Here is a 19,443-nt window from a genome sequence, read left to right as displayed (position 1 = left end):
CTATATTTCAAATGTTTTTATTTGTGTTTTAAAAAGCGCTAGTTTATCCATAATCTGTCCACTTTGATCAACAACGCAGCTACCACCCCAAAATCCTAATCCATCTTCAAAGCCAACTCTATTTACAAAAAGAAGCTTTGCTTGACACTCCTTAGCAACCTGCTTGATTATGCTATACCATTTTTGTTCTATATCAAGAGAATCAGCGTTAAAACCTCTAGCCGGAGAAGCCACTAAAACAATAATAATATCTGGATTTAATCTTATTAACTCTTCATGTACACTTGTATGCCATAAATCTTCACATACCAGCATAGAAATTTTCTTTGCATTAACTTCAAAAGATTCAAAACTCTCTCCACCTTCAAAATATCGAGCCTCTTCAAACATACCATAATTTGGAAGGTGTACTTTTATATGCTTAGAAATAAACTTACCATCGCTGTAATATAAAGCACTATTTCGAAACATATTGCCATCTTTTAATGCTGCGCCAACAACAATGTCAATATCTTTACTTAAATCTTTCAAGACGTCTAACTCATCAAGAGTATAGGCATCTTCAAAGAGTTTATCTTGCAAGAGATACCCACTTAAAGAGAGCTCTGGAAATACAATTAAATCTGAACTCTCTTTTAGAACTTGAATTATTTCAACAATATCATCAAGATTTGTCCGATTTAATTTCGGAGAAGTTTGTGCCAATGTTACTCTCATATTAAGAGCAAACTTCCTGTGTTACTTTTTCAAGAGAAGCAATATCTGAGATATTTACTGTTTTTAAATCTTTTGCAATTCTTCTATTAAGACCTTTAAGCACAACTCCATTCCCAAACTCAATAGCCATATCAACTTTAGGTGCTATGGCTTGAATAGATTGTTTGTATTTTACAGGATTAACAAGCTGATCTTTTAAAAGAGTAACAGCTTCTGACTTTGTAGCATATGCTAGTGTTGTAACATTAGATATAACAGCTGCTTCAAAATTATCTGTGATATATTTTTCCATTAACTCTGCTAATGGCTCTTGTGCAGGCGCTAAAATATCACAATGAGATGCAACAGACATATTAAGAAGAAGTGCACGTTTTGCACCTGCATCTTTAAAAGTTTGCTCTAAACTCACTAAATCTGATTTCATTCCAGCAACTACAAGTTGTCCGTCTTGATTATAATTTGCAGGCCAAACTTTTTTGCCCTCAGCCTGGGCTTCAGAACAAATTTTTTCTACGCTTACATCGTCAAGACCAACGATTGCCATCATCCCTGCTTCAATCTCGTCACAAGCTTCTTGCATAAATGTACCACGCTTATGTACAAGCTCAACAGCATCAACATAGTCAATAGCTCCACTTGCACACAATGCAGAAAATTCTCCTAAAGAGTGTCCAAGAAAAAGTTCAGCTTTTATATCAGGACAAGCCTCTTTAAAGAGCTTATACGCAACCATTTGTACAAGTAAGATTGCAGGTTGTGTATAAGCCGTTTCATTCAATTTTTCATTTTCTTCAAAAATCAAAGCTTTGAAATCAACTCCAATTCTTTCTCCTGCTTTCTCGAACATTTCACGAGCAAGTTCTGATTGTTCATAAAAGTCTTTTCCCATACCAACAGCCTGAGAACCTTGTCCTGCAAAAATCATTGCTATTTTTTTCATTAAATTTCCTTTGTTAAATATTTTTGGTTATCAGATATTTTTTTTCTTAATGTATTTCTATTTAAACCTAGTTTATCTGATAGCTGTAACTGAGATTTAAATTTTTTAAGTCCTGTTTTTATTAGTGGAACTTCATAAAGATATAAGAAATTTTTGTAATCGTTACTAGTACCAAGCCTATTATAAAGATACTTTTCAGTCAACTCCATTAAATCAGTATCTTTAATATCTTGTAGTAAAAAGTTTATCATAACTTGACGTCGTAATGAATAGGAGTTTTGAGACAAATCAGGTTCCAAATCTTCAAAAGTAAAAACTTCTTTTTGGGAACCAAATAAACTTCGTGCTTCATCGGTAAAAACTTTCAAAAGAGTGTTAATATCTTCAGGACGTTCCCTTAATGGTGGAATATCAATCTTAATACTAAAAATTTCGTCTATATAATCACTAGATAATATTTCGCAAGAAGTAGCTATTACTCTCACGTTATTATTAACTATCGCATTAATTAAACGGAGTAAATTAGGAGATTTATCTATATTTTTTATAATTATTTCATTTGAACTTTCTAGACTAGTTAGTAGTTCATCAAAATTAGACGCATCAATGATAAATGCATCTGGAAGAATAAAAGCAGCAAGAGCCGTTTTTCCGACTCCATGTTCACCATTTATGATGGCATTGACATGAAGAGTCTTTAAAAGACTTGCTGTCTTTTTTGCCTGATTCGAAGCTTCAGACGTAGTTATAAACTTATTAGTTACATCCACAGCCGCTGCCGCCACCTGTACCACAACAACCTGAATCATCAGCAGGTTTATTCTCTTCTGGAACGCCAGTCATAGCTTCTTCAGCAGAAGCATCTCTAACATTGTTAATCGCAACAGTAAACATCAAATCTTTACCTGCTAATGGATGATTAAAATCAATAACTACAGTATCATCTTTTATCTCTTTAACGATTACTTGAACAGTACCACCGTCTTCACCTTGTCCATAAAGAGTCATACCTTCAGTTAAATCAATACCAGCAAATTGATCTTTAGGAACTTCTTGTGTCGCATCAGCTTTATACTCACCATATGCATCTTCAGCTTTTACAAGGATATCAGCTTTATCACCAATTGCCATCTCTTTTATTCCATTTTCTAAACCAGGAATAATTTGACCTTTACCATACATAAATACTAAAGGTGCTCCACCCATATTGCTATCTACTACTTTATCTCCATCACGTACTTCATATTCTATTGATACTACTTGATTGTCTTGAATTGCCATTGTTTTACCTTTGAATTTTTTTACGATTTTATCATAATAATCTATATTACTGCTGAAAAGTATATTACTACTGTAATATTCCCAAATATTTTTCAGCTTCTAAAGCCTCTTTTGAGTTAGGGTATTTGTTGATGATTGCATTAAAAAATGCATCTGCATGTTGCTTATCTTTAGTTTTTTCCATAGCAATAGCCGTATGTAACATCAACTTAGGCATATAAGAAGCCTTAGAATACAGTGATGAACTTTTTTTGAAATAAGATATACTTTTGGCATAATCTTTTCTCTTGAAATACATCTCACCAATCATATAATGTGCATATGCTGGCTTATAATGTCTTCTAATCAACTCTTCATAATCACGAATTGCCTGTGTGTATCGCTTCTTATTAAAATTATTTTTTGCTCTATTATATAAATCTGAGCTTTTAATCGATTGAGATTTTGACTTAGTCTGCCTATTTTTACTTTTTAATTCTGCTGCCATTAAAGCTTTAAAATTATTAAAATCTTTAATCAGTGCATTGTATTCATCTTTCGTTACATAGTTCTTGTTTATCTCATCAAGACTTTTTGAAACCTCTAAAATCATCAGTTTCAGTTTATCTATTTCAAGTTTGTTTTGCCCAATAGACGCAGTCTGTCTTTTTTGGTATTCATTAATACTTTGAAAACTTTGTGATGAAAACTCTTGTAACTTTTGTAGATTGATTTTATTGTTATGTGATTTACGGCTAAGACTTTCAACTATACTTTGTAAACCATCTATTCTTTCTCGTAAAGAATCAAGCTGATTGGCCTGTGTATTACTTTTTAAAGCAACTTTTTTAAGTTTTTTTTTCGTCTCCAATATAACCTTTTCATTAGAAGTTAAGCCATAAGGAGAACTACTTGAGAGGTCTCCCGCACCAAAAGCGGAAGGTTCTTCTCCAAAAAGGAGTACAGGAGAGAATGTTAAAACTAAAATAACATATTTAACATACTTCATCAATAACTAAACTTATGGTAAAAGTTTGAAATCAACACGACGATTTTTAGACCAACACTCTTTTGTATGTTCTGTACATACAGGATTACTTTCGCCATAACTTACTAAAGAAATACGTGAGCTATCAACACCATCATTAACTAAAGCTTGTTTTACTGCGTTTGCACGCTTAAGACCTAATGCAAAGTTATATTCATCACTTCCCCATTCATCACAGTTACCTTCAAGTTTAACTTTATATGTAGAAGAAACTTCTTTACCAAGTTCTGCTGCTGCATCAATTTTTTCTTGCATATCTGGAGTTATGTCATACTTATCAAATGCAAAATAAATTGTTGGTAATTTATTTTCAATAGTTTCCATATCTAGCTCATTTGTAGATGAGTTAACAACACTCTCTTCACTTGTAACTGTTTCAGTCGCAATAGGTGCTACTTCTTCGTCAGGAGTAGCATCAACAACTTCTGTTGTGTCCATCGCTTTAGCATCAACCGCAGGCTCTTTAGAACTACATCCACTAAAAACTAAAAGTGCTATAACAACACTAGAAAGTACTATACTTTTCATATTCAATATCCTCAATAATTAAAATTAAGTTATTATAGCAAAAAAAAGTAATGAATTAACAAAACTACCTTTTACTACCAATCCATTGATTGAATACGACCTCTTAATAAAGGAAACAAATAGTTTTTGTTATGGTTCAATCTAATTATACCAATAGAACTTTGTCCTTTATAATTTTTGATGAAAATAATAGCATCCCCATCTTTTGAAAAGCGTGGAAATTCATTAACTCCTGTAGCAGTTAGTCGTCGAATCATATCTGTTTTTGTAGAAATTAAATGCAAGTTGAAAGTATTTTCACTGAACATATTGGAGCTTTCCCTAGCCTTGTAGACTATATAATGACCATGTGCACTACAAGCAGAGTTACTGTTACCATAAAAAACTGCCTGTTCAATTTCATTAGTATCTAGTTTTTTAATAAAAACATTTGGATAACCTAGTCGAGAAGAGATAAAAACAATTTCTTTTGTATTCATAAATTGAGCATTAACATCAATCCCCTTATAAGAAGTTTCTTTTTTATAACTATTTTTTTTAATATCAAATGTATATATATCAGGTTGTCCATCTTTAGCCATAGTAAGCAACAAAGTATTACCATCATCACTAACATCAGAACAAATCATCATACCATCAGAAGAAATTATACTTTTCACTTCTGCAGTTTTAATATTTATATATTTTAAAGTTGGTTTTTGAGCATCCAAAGAGGTATAATAAAACCCACTTTGTGCACGATTTGCCCATTTAGGAAAAATATTAAATCCACCCTTGACTATTGTATGCTGATAAGCAAGGGTGTAGTCTGCAATAACTATCTCACTCTTTTTGGGAGCAATTATTCTTGTAAAAATTACCTTTCGTTTCATCCATGCTACAGAAGGTTCACCCATAAATTCATTTATATCATAGGCCATAGCATGAGACACAAACATATATATATCTTTTTTACGTACTCTATAGTTTTTACTAAAAACAACGTTATTCTTGTTCAGAAGGATCATGTTAATATTTAATGCAGCATTATCATCTTCATACATTTTATAGCGTAGAACATAATTCTTATCTTTATTCTCTCTTAAAACATCACTTGCATTAAAAGCACTCTGTCTATGATGTCTATCAACATTGAAAATAGAAATAACATTTACATCAGCAACAATAGATTTAAAAAAACGTAATTTAAAAGTATCATCATAACTTATTGAAGCATCTTCAATCGCCAAGGATGGCAATGAATCAACTTTTTTAACCACCTCAATTGTTGCATCACTCGCATATATAAAACTCAATAACATTGAAAATAAAATAAAAAACTTCAAGTCTCACTCCTTAGATATTAATATAACAACTGTTTTAGTATTAATGTGTTGTGGGTTAACAGGGAAAACCACATTTTGCAGTCTATCTTTCATTTTATCAACTTCTTCATTCAGTGCTTGATTTGAGGAGTAGTTTAATACTCTAAAATCAACTAATTTACCAAATGCATCAAGTTCGATTACAGTTTTAACACTATTGCCCTGAGAATTTGGTGGAACATTAAAATATTGATAAACAATTGACTGAATTTTAGCCAAATATTCATTAACTTCATTCGCAGTAGATGTTGATTCTTCTTCAGCTTCTTTACTCTCGTAGTTAATTTTATTAACACTTTGAATAACTGATTTGACTTCATTTTCTTTCGTTGTATGTAATTGTTTTTGAATCTCTTGTATTCTTTTGGAGTTTATAGGTTTTTTAGGAGATTTTTTGTGACTTATTTTTTGTGTCCATACATCACTAAAAAGACTATTTACATCGATATTTTTTGTCTCAGCCTCCTGAGAAGATTGAATTTGTATACTATGCGACAAAGTTTTTTTTCGATGTGATATTTCTTTTGGCAAAGTAATAGAGACAGAGACATAATTGTCTTTTTTTAAAGCATATGTTTTCATTTCCTGAACTTGAAATAACATCAAGATAAACATAGATAGAAAAAGAAAAAACAATGATAAAGCTATTAACCCGCTAAGGTAAAAGTACCGTTGATTATCCATTAGTTGCTAATGACACCTCAGTAAAACCAGCCTGTTTTACAGCTGCAAGAATTGACATAACTACACCATAATCTAGCCTTCTATCAGCACTAATTAGAACTGTAGCCTTTTTATCTAATTTGTTCGCATATAATGCAAAATTATCTATGAAGGAGTTTAAAAGGTAAGTATCTTTATTGATTTTAACATTTTTTTCATTATCAACACTAATATGAACAGGAGGGATTTTAGATAACTGCTGTGTTGTAGAACCTTGAGGTAATTTAATGTTTTCTTCATAAACTATGTTTGGAGCTATAACCATTAAAATAGCTAATAAGACAAGCATCACATCTACTAAAGGAGTGATGTTTAACTCAGGTTTTTCATCCCAATCATATATCATATATTTATACCTTACGTGCTAATATCGCATCACTTTGCATTTGAAGGTAATTGACAAGTTCGTAAGATCTTCTCTTCATAATCTGGTGATAGGTATATGCAAATATTGCCACAAATATACCTGAAGCTGTAGCAACTAATGCATCAGAAACGCCACTAGCTATAACAGACATACTACCACTCGCTTGTCCAATATGAGTAAATGTATCTAAAATAGATACAACAGTTCCAAACAATCCAATAAAAGGAGATGTTGAAGCAAAAATTGACAATATAGATAAACCTTTTGTTGCTTCTTTTGTCGCAGCTAACATACCTAATTGTAAAACTTCTTTTGAAATAATATTACTTGATTTTATAAACTTATTTAAAAATGAGTTTTCATTAACAGTTACTGCACCTAATAAAAGAGATTCAAGTGATGCAGTCTCTTTAGCAAGCCAACTGTTTAGCGAAAAAAAACGATAAAAGAAAACCCAGTTAAGCACAATAAAGTATACTGATAAAAGAATCAATACACCTATTGTAACTGGATGACTTTTTAAATAAAAATCGATTAAATTGTTAATCATATGTTATATTAATCTTTGTGCAGCAGATTCTATTTTTGCTGACACTGTTGCAATTGCACTACTAGAGTCTGCAACTTCATTAATAAGTTTTTTAGCTTCATCAAGTGCTTGTGCAATTTCAGATTCGTTTTCACCACGAATAGCTGCAGCACCTTCAACTAAAATAATGACTTTTTCTTCATCAACTTGGACTACGCCCCAATTAATAACAATTGATTCGACTGACTTATCTTCTTTTTCAATATCTACTACACCAGCTTCTAAGAGTGTAGTTAGAGATGCATGCCCTGCTAACACACCGAATTCTCCCTCTTTACCAGGGAGAACAACACTAAGGGCTTCACCATTGTAGATTTCACCATTAGGAGTTAGGATTTCAAGTTTAAATGTATCCATTACAGTCCTTTAACTTTAAGCAATTTGCTTATTTGTTTTTCTCGTGTTTTGCAAGAGCTTCGTCCATATTTCCAACCATATAGAATGAATTTTCAGACATATGATCATAGTCACCGTTTAAAATACCTTTGAAACCAGCGATTGTATCTTCAAGTTTAACATATTTACCAGGAGCACCTGTAAATACTTCAGCAACAAAAAATGGTTGAGAAAGAAATTTCTCAATTTTACGAGCACGTTCAACAACATTTTTATCGTCTTCACTAAGCTCATCCATTCCAAGAATTGCAATAATATCTTGTAAATCTTTATACTTTTGAAGCGTTTGCTGTACACCACGAGCCACATTATAGTGTTCTTCACCTAAAATTTGTGGATCAAGTAATCTTGAAGTTGAATCCAATGGATCAACGGCAGGATAGATACCTTTTTCTGCAATTTTACGGTTAAGTACTGTTGTTGCATCTAAGTGAGCAAATACAGAAGCCGGAGCCGGATCCGTTAAATCATCTGCAGGAACATAAACAGCTTGAACAGATGTAATTGAACCATCTTTAGTTGATGTAATACGATCTTGTAAGGCACCCATTTCACGCGCTAATGTCGGTTGGTAACCAACAGCTGAAGGGATACGACCAAGAAGTGCAGACATTTCAGATCCTGATTGTGCAAAACGGAAAATATTATCAATAAACATCAATACATCAAGCTTTTGCTCATCACGGAAATACTCAGCCATAGTAAGACCAGTAAGTGCAATACGGTTACGTGCTCCTGGAGGCTCACTCATTTGACCATAGCACAGTGCAACTTTATCCAATACATTCGATTCAAGCATTTCGTGATAAAGGTCATTTCCTTCACGAGTTCTCTCACCAACACCTGCAAATACAGAAAGCCCATCATGACCATGTGCAACATTGTGAATAAGTTCCATGATGATAACTGTTTTACCAACACCTGCACCACCAAAGAGTCCAACTTTACCACCCTTAGCATAAGGAGCAAGTAAATCAACAACTTTAATACCTGTTTCAAACATTTCAGTAGTAGTAGATTGATCTACCAATGGTGGTGGAGTACGGTGAATAGACCATGTCGGCGCATCTGTAACTTGATCTTTTCCATCAATAGTTTCACCAATTACATTAAAAATACGTCCAAGTACTTTTTCTCCAACTGGAACTTTGATAGGTGAACCAGTAGCGGTTGCATTCATACCACGAACTAAACCTTCACTCATATCCATTGCAATTGTTCTAACACGACCGTCACCTAAGTGAGCAGCAACTTCTAAAACTAAACGATGTTCAGTACCTTCTAAATTAACATTAACTTCAATTGCTTCGTTAATTACTGGAAGATAACCATCAAAATCAACATCAACAACAGGACCCATTACCTGGCTAATTTTTCCAATCATATTTTTCTCCATTATTTCATAGACTCCACACCACTGATAATTTCTATCAGTTCTGTAGTAATTGCGGCTTGACGCGCTTTATTAAACTGTACATTTAAACTTTTAACCATCTCTTTAGCATTGTTTGTTGCAGTGTCCATCGCCTGCATACGAGCAGAATGTTCAGCAGCAACTGAATCTATAAGAGAATAGTACATATTAAAACTAACATACTTTTTCAATAAAGCATCAAGCATTTTTTCTTCATCTTCTGCTTCTAATTCGATAGTAGATTTTGATTGTATTTCTTTACAATCAAACCCTTTAGTATCTACAGGTAATATTTTATTAACATGTAACTCTTGCGTTATCATATTCTTATAACCATTATATACTATATGTAGACCATCTATCTTTTCATTTAAAAAGTCTTCAATCGAAGTACTAATAAATTCATCAGATCTTTCTTTATCAGGCTTTGAACTAAGGTTAAGAACTGTATCAAACATCTCAACTTCATTATATTTAAAATATTCTATACCTTTTTTACCGATACCACGTAAACGTACTTTTACATTTTTTTCTTTGTACTCTTTTAAAAGTTTATTAACAGCTTTAATAGTTTGAATATTAAACCCGCCACATAAACCTTTATCAGCAGTAACAAATACGATGTCAACCATTTTAGGATTTTCAATTTGTTTAAAACAACGATTATCTAATCCTCCAACTTTGCTACAATCTATACGTCCAGCTATCTCGGCAATAACCTGATTCATTTTACCAGCATAAAGACGTGAACGTTTTGCAAGTTCCTCTGCACGACGAAGTTTTGCAGTAGATACAAGTTTCATCGCTCGAGTCGTCTTTTGAGTATTTGAAACACTCTTAATCTGTCTTTGAATATCTTTCAAGTTTGCCATGTTTGTTCCTTAGTTAGCTACGAAGCTAGCTTTAAACTCTGCAAGTGCTTTTTTCATTAATTCTTTTGTATCATCATCAATTTTAGAAGTACTTCTTATGTTCTCAAATATTTGAGGATATGAAGCCTCAATAAATGGATAAAGCTCTGCTTCAAAACGTACTACATTAGAAGGATCCATGTCATCTAAGAAGCCCTCATTACCAGCAAAGATAATAGTTGCTTGTTTCTCAGCTGAAAGTGGTGAAAATGGTCCTTGTTTTAAAACTTCAACCATTCTTTGACCACGTTCAAGTTGTTTACGAGAAACTTCATCAAGATCAGATGCAAATTGAGCAAATGCTTGAAGTTCACGGAAAGATGCAAGATCAAGTCTTAAAGTACCAGCAACTTGTTTTGTTGCTTTAATTTGAGCAGCACCACCAACACGAGAAACAGACAGACCAACATTAATCGCTGGACGAACACCTGAATTAAAAAGGTCAGTTTCTAAAAAGATTTGACCATCTGTAATTGAGATAACATTTGTTGGAATATATGCCGCAACATCACCAGCTTGTGTTTCAATAATAGGTAAAGCAGTTAAAGAACCAGCTCCCTCTTCATCAGATAGTTTCGCAGCACGTTCAAGTAAACGAGAGTGAACATAAAAAACATCACCTGGGTATGCTTCACGACCTGGAGGACGACGAAGGATAAGTGACATTTCACGGTATGCTACAGCATGCTTAGATAAATCATCATATACAATTAAGCCATGTCTAGCGTTATCACGGAAATACTCACCCATTGTAACACCAGTATATGGAGCTAAAAATTGTAAAGCAGCAGCTTCAGCAGCAGTTGACGATACAATAATAGTATATTCTAAGGCACCATGCTCTTCTAAACGACGAATAATTTGAGCTACAGTAGACTCTTTTTGACCTATTGCAACATATATACATACAACTCCATTACCCTTTTGGTTAATGATTGCATCAATAGCTACAGTTGTCTTACCAGTTTGTCTATCACCGATAATAAGTTCACGTTGACCACGACCAATTGGAACAAGAGCATCAATAGCTTTAATACCAGTTGCTAATGGTTCATGAACAGATTTTCTTTCCATAATCCCCGGTGCTTTTTCTTCTACGAAACGAGTTTCAGTAGCTTCAATTGGACCTTTTCCATCTATTGGTTCACCTAATGCATTTACTGCACGTCCTAAAAGAGCATCTCCAACAGGAACACGAAGAAGTTTACCAAGTCTTTTAACACTCATACCTTCACGAAGGTCATTTCCAGAACCTAAGATAACAACACCTACGCTGCTCTCTTCAAGGTTCATCACTAAACCTCTCGTTCCATCTTCAAACTCTACCATTTCTCCAGCCATAACATTACTCAGTCCGTAAACTTGAGCAACACCATCAGCATAAGAAACTATTTTACCAGTTTCATTAATATCAACACTTAATTCAAAATTGTCGATACGCTCTTTAATTATTGAGCTGATTTCATCAGCTTGTATTTTTGCTACCACTATTGTTCTCCTCTCGTTGAAAGTTAAATTGCTTTTATTATATGTTCTATTAGCTGTGTATTGATTCTATCTTTAGAAAAATTAATTTCTATTCCTAAATCACTTACTTCAACTTTAATCCCATTAAAGTTGTTTTTTATAAATGACAATGAAATTGTAGAATCATATTTTTTACTTAAGCCCGCACTTAATTCGTCAATAACTTTTGTATCGATATCAGTATCGCTAAAAATTATTCCACTATAAGTCTTAGTTGAATGTGCTAAATCTTTTTTCAATTCATCAGCAATTGCAGGAATAATATTTATTCTCTTGTTTTCAACTAATAATTTAACTAAGTTATTAATTTTATCAGATTGCGCAGCTTTAACTGCGTCTAATAAAATCGATGATTTTTCTTCAGTTTTGACATCCGAACTTGCAATAATATTTAAAAATTTTTCATTTTCAAATGATTCAGACAATACACTAAAAACAGATGCCGCATTTCTCAATGACTCGGTATCAGAACCAAATGCTAAAGCTTTTATATATCTTTTTGCTATCAATTCTTCCATATTAAGCCACCTTTTTCAAAATAACATTTGCCATAGCTTCTTTATCAAAACTATCTGCACTTTGATTTAATGTCTCAAGTACAATCTCTTCGACAACATCACGAACCATCTTTCTTTCTTCAAATTCCATTTTAGAAATATTTTGTTTCGCTATATTTTCAAGTTCAGCATCACACTGACTCATGATAGTGTCATTGATAATCTTATTCTCTTTTTTAGAAGATTCCGCTAATTCTTTTGCAAACTTTTCAGCTTCAGTAATCTTAGACAATGCTTCTTTTTTAAGAGCAACAGACTCATCAAGTTTATCTTGAACCTTTTTCAATTCATCAGCTATAGACTGACTTCTTGATGCAAAATAATTTTTTACAGGCTCCCCTATCAGATACCATACAAGCCCTGCAAACAAGAAAAAGTTTACAGTTCTTTGAACTATATCTGTTCCTGCATGTTCAGCTTCTGATGCTAATGCATAAGTTGATATCATTAGTAATAATACTAGAATTCTGCTCACATTACACCCTTATATCTGACTAAATTTAGCTTTTACAGCTTCTTTAAACACTGGAACTTGTGACATCAAGTCAGTAGTCAACTCTTTTCTAGATTCTGAAAGTGATTTTTCAAACTCTAAATACTCTTGTGCAAGTTCTGCACGTTTTGCTTCTAACTTACTATCAACTAATTCCTTAGCATCCGCAATAACTTTTTCTCTTAGGGCCGTAGCTTCAAGTTTAGCATTCATAATTATAGACTCAGCTTTTGCATTTAGCTCGTTGATTTCTTTATCATTGTTTCCTACTTTTTCAAGGTCACTTTTGATATCATCATTACGCTTTTTCATAAAGTTTGTCAATGGATTATACAGCCAACTATTTAAAACGGCTATAAGGGAAACAAATACAACAAATGTAGCCAAGAGTAGTATTGGATTTATATCTAACATAGCACCTCCTAAAAGTTGCGAGATTGTACTATAATTAAATTGAAAGGATAGTTAAATTAGTTAAAAAAATTGTAATTTTTATAATTATTATTTAATATGTGAAAAAAAATCCATTATTTCATCATTAGAGCTAAATTCGAATGTAATTTTATTATTTTTAACTTTAAAATCAAAACCTAAATCGTTAAATTTACGTTTTAAATCACTAAAATCTAATTGGAGCATATCGATTTTTTCACTTACTTCCGGCTTATCTAAGAATGAGCTTTTTGCTTCTTTTATCATTTTTTCTACGTCACGAACACTTAGTTTTTGTCCTACAATAGAATCAACAAGTAGTTGCTGTTTTTTTTCATCCAAACCTATTAGTACTTTAGCATGACCAGCAGTTATTTTTTTATCAACAAGTGCTTTTTGTGTTTTAACGGATAATTGCAATAAACGCAGTGTGTTGGTTATATGAGAACGACTTTTATGTATAATAGAGGATAGTTCTTCATGTGTAACGTCATGTAGTTTTAAAAGTTCACTATATGCTTGCGCTAATTCTATAGAGTTTAACTCTTCTCTTTGTATATTTTCTATCAGCGCAAACTGACGCATTTTATGTTCATCAGAGTTTAACACAATGGCTCTAATCTCTTTAAGTTTTGCAAGCTTAGAAGCACGAAATCTTCTTTCTCCTGCTATGAGTACATATCCATCTATATCTTCAGTCACAACTATAGGTTGCAATAAACCATCATTTTTAATTGACTCCGAAAGCTCGTATAAAGACTCCTCGTCAAATGATTTTCTTGGCTGAAATGGATTGGGACGGATATCTTTTAAAGGTATTTCCAAAATTGAATCTCGTTGCGAACCTTCATTGTCATATGCTTCATCAATTTCACCCAGAAGAGCATCTAAACCTCTACCTAACTTTTGTGATTTCATTATCTTATTATCGCTTGTGCTAAATTTTGATATGCAACAGAACCTGTAGACTTAACATCATACAAAATTGCTGGTTTTCCGAACGACGGAGACTCTGCAAGTTTAACATTTCTTGGCACTACAATAAACTTTTCATTTTCATCTTTAAAAAGTTTTCCTTTGAAATGTTGTCTTAAATCCGCAAAAACTTGCTTTGAAAGATTATTCTGAGAAGAGAACATTGTTGGTAAAAAACCTTTAACCGCCAATTTTGGATTAATTGATTTTCTTACTAACTTTACTGTATTTAAAAGTTGCGCTAAACCTTCAAGCGCAAAAAATTCACACTGTATTGGAATGATTACTGAGTTAGCAGCAGAAAGTGCATTAATAGTCATCGGACCGAGTGCAGGAGGAGAATCTATAATTATATAATCATAATCTTTTTTTATATTTGCAATTGCATTTTTAAGAACAAGTTCTCTTCCTTTTGCCTTATCAGCGTCATAATACTCTTTTTCAATTCCTACGAGACCAATATTTGATGGTGCAAGGTGCAATGTTGGTAAATCAGATTTTAATATTATATCTTTTAATTTTTTGGTACCTATCAACACATGATAAATATTAAACTCATAGTCATTTCTATGAAAACCTAGTGAGGTAGTGGCATTTGCCTGTGGATCTGAGTCTATCAAAAGCACTTTTTTTTCTGCAACTGCAAGTGAGGCAGCTAAGTTAACAGCAGTAGTAGTTTTACCCACACCACCCTTTTGATTTGCAATTACTATTACTTCACTCATCTTCTGCTATATATCCTCTCACCATTTATATGTAAACTTCCATCATATTCCAAAACTGCGGAACTTAAAGAAATTTTCATTCCATTATTATGTGTAAAAAATTTGTTGTTTGTCCGAAATTCTAACTTATATTTGCTAAAAACTTGCTTCCAAAGTGTTTTTTTTTCAAGATTTTCAAAATAGTTTTCTAGTAGTGTGCTAATCTTTAGGTTAATATCAAGTTTTGTAAATCTTTCATCTGCAGATTCAAGATTAAGTCCTACACCGCATACGAGAACATCACTTACTATATTCGTAATCATACCGCCTACTTTTTTATCATTTACATAAAAATCATTTGGCCATTTTAAAAATACTTTCGAACCAAACGCAGCTAATGATTCTTTTAATATATAAGCAAAATATATTGATGCAGACTCTAGTTTTAAATCCTTTGGTAATACATCCAAAGGCAAGGCAAAAGACAAAAATAAATTACCTTTTTGGGAACTCCAACTGTTATTTCTACTACCTATTCCATTTGTTTGCTCATTAGCAATAACTGCTATAGGAGCTTGTAAAGTTTTGTTACTTATTGCATTTTTAAGATATACTTGAGTTGAATCTATAGATTTAAGAGATAATATCTTCAATCTCTAATCTTTTACCATTTATGTAAGAGAGAATATCCATCTCCTTTTTTGATTGTGGCTGAACTTTATATATTCGCAATGAACCGACTTTGCAAGCTATAACTATACTTTCTTTATCTTTTTCAAGTATTTCACCACACTTTTCATGAGGAGTATCACTATTGTCAATTTTTATATCTTTGAGTTTTAAACCACTAGGAAGATATATACCAGGCCATGGAGTAAAAGCCCTATATTTATTATAAATTTCTACCGCGTGATCTAGTTTAATTTCACCATCAGCTTTTGTAATTTTTTTACAGTAACTAGCTTGTGTATCATCTTGCTTTATAGGTGTTAAAGCATCAAAATTTTCTAAAACGTCTATGGTAAGCGCAGCAGCAATATTTGTAAGCTTTTCAAACAATGATACAAGCATCTCATCAGGTTCAACGCTGATTTTTTCTATTTTTAATATATCACCAGTATCAAGTCCCTCTTCCATTAGCATAGCAGTTACACCGGTCTCTTTGTCACCATGTAATAATGTTTGCTGAATTGGACTTGCTCCACGATACTGAGGAAGAATAGAGGCATGTAAATTAATACACGGTGCATGGTCAAGTATTTCTCGTGGCAATATTTGACCATATGCAGCGACTATAATATAATCACACGCTATTTTCAAAATATCTTTAATAACTTCTTCATCCCGTAAACGAGATGGTTGTGCTACAGGGATGTTATAATCAAGTGCGGTAATTTTTACTGCAGGAGGAGTCATGACTTTTTTTCTCCCCACTGGCTTATCCGGTTGTGTATATACTGCAACTACATCAATATCTTTCATTTGTATCAGTGTTTGCAATATCTTTTGCGCATACACAGGTGTTCCCATAAATATTACATTCATTTCTTCCAACCTTTTGTAGTAAAAAGAGTACCGCCTTTATGGATACCATCTAACATAAAACTCTTTACATCACTCAAATCAAAACCACTTGCTAAAAACACATCTTTATCTGCTTTAAGAAGATAAGCAGCAGCTTTTAATTTTGTCACTATACCACCTGTGGCAAAAAGATTGTTTGGAGTCACAGCTTTTTGTAGTTCTGAGGATTTGATATGATTTACTATTTTTAAAGCTTTTGCATCCAAATGTTCTCTAGGATCTTTATCATAATAAGCATCAATATCAGAAAGTATTATTAATATATCTGAATCTGTATTTTTAGTTATATAAGCGGAGAGTTGATCATTATCACCAACTTCAAGCTCATCTGTTGCAGTTGCATCATTTTCATTAACAATAGGGATTACATTATTTTTTAAAAGTGTCTCTACTGTCGCTTTTACACGTTTAACATCATCACTTTTATTTAAATTAGCAGCTGTAACTAACACTTGTGCTGTTACTATATTATGTTGAGCAAATTTTTTTATATATTTGTTCATCAAAACAGGTTGTCCTATTGCTGCTAAAGCCTGCTTGTTCGCCAATATACTACGATCTAGTTGAATTTTTGTATAACCACCAGCTACAGCACCTGATGAAACTAAGATAACTTCATGCTTATCTCTTAATTGCGAGATAAAATCCACCAAAGATTGCATTCTCTTAAGTGCTATTTCATTGTCTTGAGTTAAAACTGCACTTCCAACTTTAACAACAACACGCATATTTTACTTTCTTGATTCGTGAACTAAATTAAATAAAGCATATTTTATTGGTTCAATATTTTTATTGATCGCTGATGAAATTGGAGCTATAAAGTAAGGTTTTTCAATATCATAGCCTAAACTCATATCTGCACTTTCTTGTATAAAATAAGGAAGTTCTTTATCAAAGTCAAATTCACTTCCCTTGCTTGGTTCAAGATCAAGTAGAGTAATAAACTCATTTATTTTTTCATTTATCTCTTCATGGGGAACAATATCTGTTCTTGTAAGAGCAATAGCATATCTCGATGTTGCAAGCTTGTCTGAAAAAGAAGCGACTTCATTTTTAAGTGTTTCTATCTGCTCTTTCATATCTCTGTATGAAGCAAGATCAATCATAAACAGAAGTGTTTTTGTTCTTTCAATATGACGAAGAAACTGAATTCCAAGTCCTTTACCTTCATGTGCTCCACCGATAATTCCAGGAATATCTGCCATAACAAAAGACTCATAATCACCAATATTCACTTGTCCTAACTTTGGTGTTAGCGTAGTAAATTCATAATTAGCAATTTCTGGTCTTGCATTGGAGACCGTAGAGATAAGTGTAGATTTTCCAACATTAGGAAAACCAACCAAACCAACATCAGCAATAAGCTTTAAATCAAGTTTTATACGACGTGTTTCACCTTTTTCACCAGGTTGAGCATATGTCGGTCTTTGATTTGTAGGTGATTTAAAATGTGTATTTCCAAGTCCACCTTTACCGCCTTGTAAAAATTTTTCTTCTTGACCATCTTTAAGCATATCAAAAAGTACTTCACCCGTTTCTTGGTCTATTATCTGTGTTCCAGGGGGAACAATAATAATTTTTTTAGCGCCAGACTTTCCAGTACAATTTGATCCTTCACCCTGACGGCCACCGTCTGCTTTTATATGCATTTTTCTTTGAAAATGAGATAGTGTGTGTGTATTATTATCACACTTAAACCAGATGTCTCCACCTTTTCCACCATCACCACCATTTGGACCACCATTGAGTACAAATTTTTCACGACGAAACGCAACACATCCTTGTCCACCTTTTCCAGATGAAACTGTTAATTCGACACTGTCTGTAAACAAGTGAGCTCCTTATAGTAGATTTTTGAGTACATCTCAATAATCAAGGTTAATCAGACTTTGTAACTTTTCAAAAGTAACAAAACTAAAAATAATTTTTAAACATAAAATATTGAAAAATTTACTATTGACAATAATAAGTAAATTGTTAAATATTTTTAAAAGTTTAGGTTTGACCTAAATGAAGAAAACATTTGGGACAAGCCCAAATATTTGTAAAATTACGCAGCTGCTATAATTGAAACTTGTTGACGTTTTTTATCTTTTCTTTCAAACGCTACAACACCATCAATTAAAGCGAAAAGTGTATGGTCTTTTCCCATACCTACATTTTTACCTGGATGAACTTTTGTTCCTCTTTGACGAATAATAATATTACCAGCTACAACAGCTTCTCCGCCAAATTTTTTAACACCAAGTCTTCTACCAGCTGAGTCACGATTATTCTGTGTACTACCTTGACCTTTCTTATGTGCCATACTATTCTCCTTAAATTATTTTAGCTTATGCAGCTATTTTCGTGATACGAACACGAGTATGATCTCTTCTGAAACCACGTTTTACTTTACTATCTTTACGACGACGTTTTTTGAAAGTAATAACTTTTTTATCACGACCTTCACTAATAACTTCAGCAGTCACGATTGCACCTTCTACGAATGGAGTGCCCATTTTAAGCTCACCAGCATTCACAGCTAGAACTTCTTTGATTTCGATAGTAGATTCAGGTTCTAAAGATAATTTATCTAATGAAAGAACATCACCCTCTTGAACTTTATACTGCTTACCACCATTTTTAATAATTGCGTACATCTATGGTCCTTGAATATTTTTAGGTTGTATTTCTACAAAAAGTCCGGAATTATACCCTTTTAAGCTTTAAGTTTTGTTTAATTCTTAATTAACTCTCATTTTTTTCTTAATATATCACTTTTGAATGATATTATGAGTAAATAAAAAAGAAAGAAAGTTTAAAAAGAGTAGTTTGCCACCAAAGCGACAGCATCAATTTCTACAAGTGCATTTTTTGGTAATGTTTTTACTGCAACGGTTGAACGTGCCGGTTTGTGTCCACCAAACTCTAA

At 32.8% G+C, this 19,443-nt stretch carries 26 protein-coding genes; all 26 read right to left on the bottom strand.

All coding sequences use genetic code 11. The features are described from left to right. Positions 1 to 717, bottom strand: coding sequence for a nitrilase-related carbon-nitrogen hydrolase (locus tag MV052_RS09315; RefSeq protein ID WP_297443652.1), 717 nt, complete (start codon positions 715 to 717; stop codon positions 1 to 3). Position 718: 1 nt separating this feature from the next. Then, positions 719 to 1,657 (bottom strand): ACP S-malonyltransferase, encoded by a 939-nt coding sequence (gene fabD, locus MV052_RS09310; protein WP_297443648.1) that lies wholly within the window; start codon positions 1,655 to 1,657, stop codon positions 719 to 721. Further along, the gene (locus MV052_RS09305; RefSeq protein ID WP_297443645.1) at positions 1,657 to 2,466 is read right to left on the bottom strand and encodes a Fis family transcriptional regulator; all 810 of its coding nucleotides are present in this window, start codon (positions 2,464 to 2,466) and stop codon (positions 1,657 to 1,659) included. The genes fabD and MV052_RS09305 overlap by 1 nt, the downstream gene beginning before the upstream one ends. Then, entirely contained in the window at positions 2,414 to 2,938 is a 525-nt protein-coding gene (locus tag MV052_RS09300; protein WP_297443642.1) for a peptidylprolyl isomerase, read from the bottom strand. The genes MV052_RS09305 and MV052_RS09300 overlap by 53 nt, the downstream gene beginning before the upstream one ends. A gap of 67 nt (positions 2,939 to 3,005) precedes the next feature. Beyond that, positions 3,006 to 3,926 carry a tetratricopeptide repeat protein gene (locus MV052_RS09295; protein ID WP_297443639.1) on the bottom strand — a complete coding sequence of 307 codons (921 nt, stop codon included), beginning with the start codon at positions 3,924 to 3,926 and terminating at the stop codon, positions 3,006 to 3,008. Positions 3,927 to 3,938: 12 nt separating this feature from the next. After that, positions 3,939 to 4,493, bottom strand: a complete 555-nt coding sequence (gene pal / locus MV052_RS09290; RefSeq protein ID WP_297443637.1) for a peptidoglycan-associated lipoprotein Pal — start codon at positions 4,491 to 4,493, stop codon at positions 3,939 to 3,941. Between the two features lie 74 nt (positions 4,494 to 4,567). After that, positions 4,568 to 5,818, bottom strand: a complete 1,251-nt coding sequence (gene tolB / locus MV052_RS09285; RefSeq protein WP_297443633.1) for a Tol-Pal system protein TolB — start codon at positions 5,816 to 5,818, stop codon at positions 4,568 to 4,570. A 3-nt stretch (positions 5,819 to 5,821) separates the two neighbouring features. Next, complete coding sequence (locus tag MV052_RS09280) at positions 5,822 to 6,439, bottom strand: TonB C-terminal domain-containing protein (RefSeq protein ID WP_297443630.1); 618 nt, start codon at positions 6,437 to 6,439, stop codon at positions 5,822 to 5,824. Positions 6,440 to 6,533: 94 nt separating this feature from the next. Then, complete coding sequence (locus MV052_RS09275; RefSeq protein WP_297443627.1) at positions 6,534 to 6,926, bottom strand: biopolymer transporter ExbD; 393 nt, start codon at positions 6,924 to 6,926, stop codon at positions 6,534 to 6,536. 4 nt (positions 6,927 to 6,930) lie between these two features. Further along, entirely contained in the window at positions 6,931 to 7,497 is a 567-nt protein-coding gene (locus tag MV052_RS09270; RefSeq protein WP_297443624.1) for a MotA/TolQ/ExbB proton channel family protein, read from the bottom strand. Positions 7,498 to 7,500: 3 nt separating this feature from the next. Beyond that, positions 7,501 to 7,893: an ATP synthase F1 subunit epsilon gene (atpC, locus tag MV052_RS09265; protein WP_297443621.1), complete on the bottom strand. Its 393-nt coding sequence runs from the start codon at positions 7,891 to 7,893 to the stop codon at positions 7,501 to 7,503. Positions 7,894 to 7,921: 28 nt separating this feature from the next. Further along, positions 7,922 to 9,316, bottom strand: a complete 1,395-nt coding sequence (atpD, locus tag MV052_RS09260; RefSeq protein WP_297443618.1) for a F0F1 ATP synthase subunit beta — start codon at positions 9,314 to 9,316, stop codon at positions 7,922 to 7,924. Between the two features lie 11 nt (positions 9,317 to 9,327). Continuing rightward, on the bottom strand, positions 9,328 to 10,218 hold the full coding sequence (gene atpG, locus MV052_RS09255) for an ATP synthase F1 subunit gamma (RefSeq protein ID WP_297443615.1): 891 nt from the start codon (positions 10,216 to 10,218) through the stop codon (positions 9,328 to 9,330). A 9-nt stretch (positions 10,219 to 10,227) separates the two neighbouring features. Then, positions 10,228 to 11,745, bottom strand: a complete 1,518-nt coding sequence (gene atpA, locus MV052_RS09250; protein WP_297443612.1) for a F0F1 ATP synthase subunit alpha — start codon at positions 11,743 to 11,745, stop codon at positions 10,228 to 10,230. Between the two features lie 23 nt (positions 11,746 to 11,768). Next, on the bottom strand, positions 11,769 to 12,302 hold the full coding sequence (locus MV052_RS09245; protein WP_297443609.1) for a F0F1 ATP synthase subunit delta: 534 nt from the start codon (positions 12,300 to 12,302) through the stop codon (positions 11,769 to 11,771). Between the two features lies 1 nt (position 12,303). Continuing rightward, positions 12,304 to 12,816 carry a F0F1 ATP synthase subunit B gene (locus MV052_RS09240; protein WP_297443606.1) on the bottom strand — a complete coding sequence of 171 codons (513 nt, stop codon included), beginning with the start codon at positions 12,814 to 12,816 and terminating at the stop codon, positions 12,304 to 12,306. A 9-nt stretch (positions 12,817 to 12,825) separates the two neighbouring features. Then, complete coding sequence (locus tag MV052_RS09235) at positions 12,826 to 13,248, bottom strand: FoF1 ATP synthase subunit B' (protein ID WP_297443603.1); 423 nt, start codon at positions 13,246 to 13,248, stop codon at positions 12,826 to 12,828. An 87-nt stretch (positions 13,249 to 13,335) separates the two neighbouring features. Beyond that, complete coding sequence (locus tag MV052_RS09230; protein WP_297443599.1) at positions 13,336 to 14,184, bottom strand: ParB/RepB/Spo0J family partition protein; 849 nt, start codon at positions 14,182 to 14,184, stop codon at positions 13,336 to 13,338. Then, positions 14,184 to 14,966, bottom strand: a complete 783-nt coding sequence (locus MV052_RS09225; RefSeq protein ID WP_297443596.1) for an AAA family ATPase — start codon at positions 14,964 to 14,966, stop codon at positions 14,184 to 14,186. Before MV052_RS09225 ends, MV052_RS09230 begins: the two co-directional genes overlap by 1 nt. Continuing rightward, positions 14,963 to 15,598 (bottom strand): biotin--[acetyl-CoA-carboxylase] ligase, encoded by a 636-nt coding sequence (locus MV052_RS09220; protein WP_297443593.1) that lies wholly within the window; start codon positions 15,596 to 15,598, stop codon positions 14,963 to 14,965. Before MV052_RS09220 ends, MV052_RS09225 begins: the two co-directional genes overlap by 4 nt. Continuing rightward, positions 15,579 to 16,490 carry a methionyl-tRNA formyltransferase gene (fmt, locus tag MV052_RS09215; protein WP_297443590.1) on the bottom strand — a complete coding sequence of 304 codons (912 nt, stop codon included), beginning with the start codon at positions 16,488 to 16,490 and terminating at the stop codon, positions 15,579 to 15,581. Before fmt ends, MV052_RS09220 begins: the two co-directional genes overlap by 20 nt. Continuing rightward, entirely contained in the window at positions 16,487 to 17,257 is a 771-nt protein-coding gene (gene proB / locus MV052_RS09210; protein WP_297443587.1) for a glutamate 5-kinase, read from the bottom strand. The genes fmt and proB overlap by 4 nt, the downstream gene beginning before the upstream one ends. 3 nt (positions 17,258 to 17,260) lie before the next feature. Then, on the bottom strand, positions 17,261 to 18,361 hold the full coding sequence (gene obgE, locus MV052_RS09205; protein WP_297443584.1) for a GTPase ObgE: 1,101 nt from the start codon (positions 18,359 to 18,361) through the stop codon (positions 17,261 to 17,263). 218 nt (positions 18,362 to 18,579) lie between these two features. Continuing rightward, positions 18,580 to 18,837 (bottom strand): 50S ribosomal protein L27, encoded by a 258-nt coding sequence (rpmA, locus tag MV052_RS09200; protein ID WP_297443581.1) that lies wholly within the window; start codon positions 18,835 to 18,837, stop codon positions 18,580 to 18,582. Positions 18,838 to 18,862: 25 nt separating this feature from the next. Then, the gene (gene rplU, locus MV052_RS09195) at positions 18,863 to 19,171 is read right to left on the bottom strand and encodes a 50S ribosomal protein L21 (RefSeq protein WP_297443579.1); all 309 of its coding nucleotides are present in this window, start codon (positions 19,169 to 19,171) and stop codon (positions 18,863 to 18,865) included. Positions 19,172 to 19,329: 158 nt separating this feature from the next. Continuing rightward, on the bottom strand, positions 19,330 to 19,443 hold a 114-nt coding region (locus MV052_RS09190; RefSeq protein ID WP_297443805.1), incomplete at its 5' end, for a Rid family hydrolase.

This window comes from Sulfurimonas sp. (assembly GCF_026988655.1).
In the GTDB taxonomy this organism is placed as follows: Bacteria; Campylobacterota; Campylobacteria; order Campylobacterales; family Sulfurimonadaceae; genus Sulfurimonas.
This window is presented reverse-complemented; position numbering and strand designations above follow the sequence as displayed.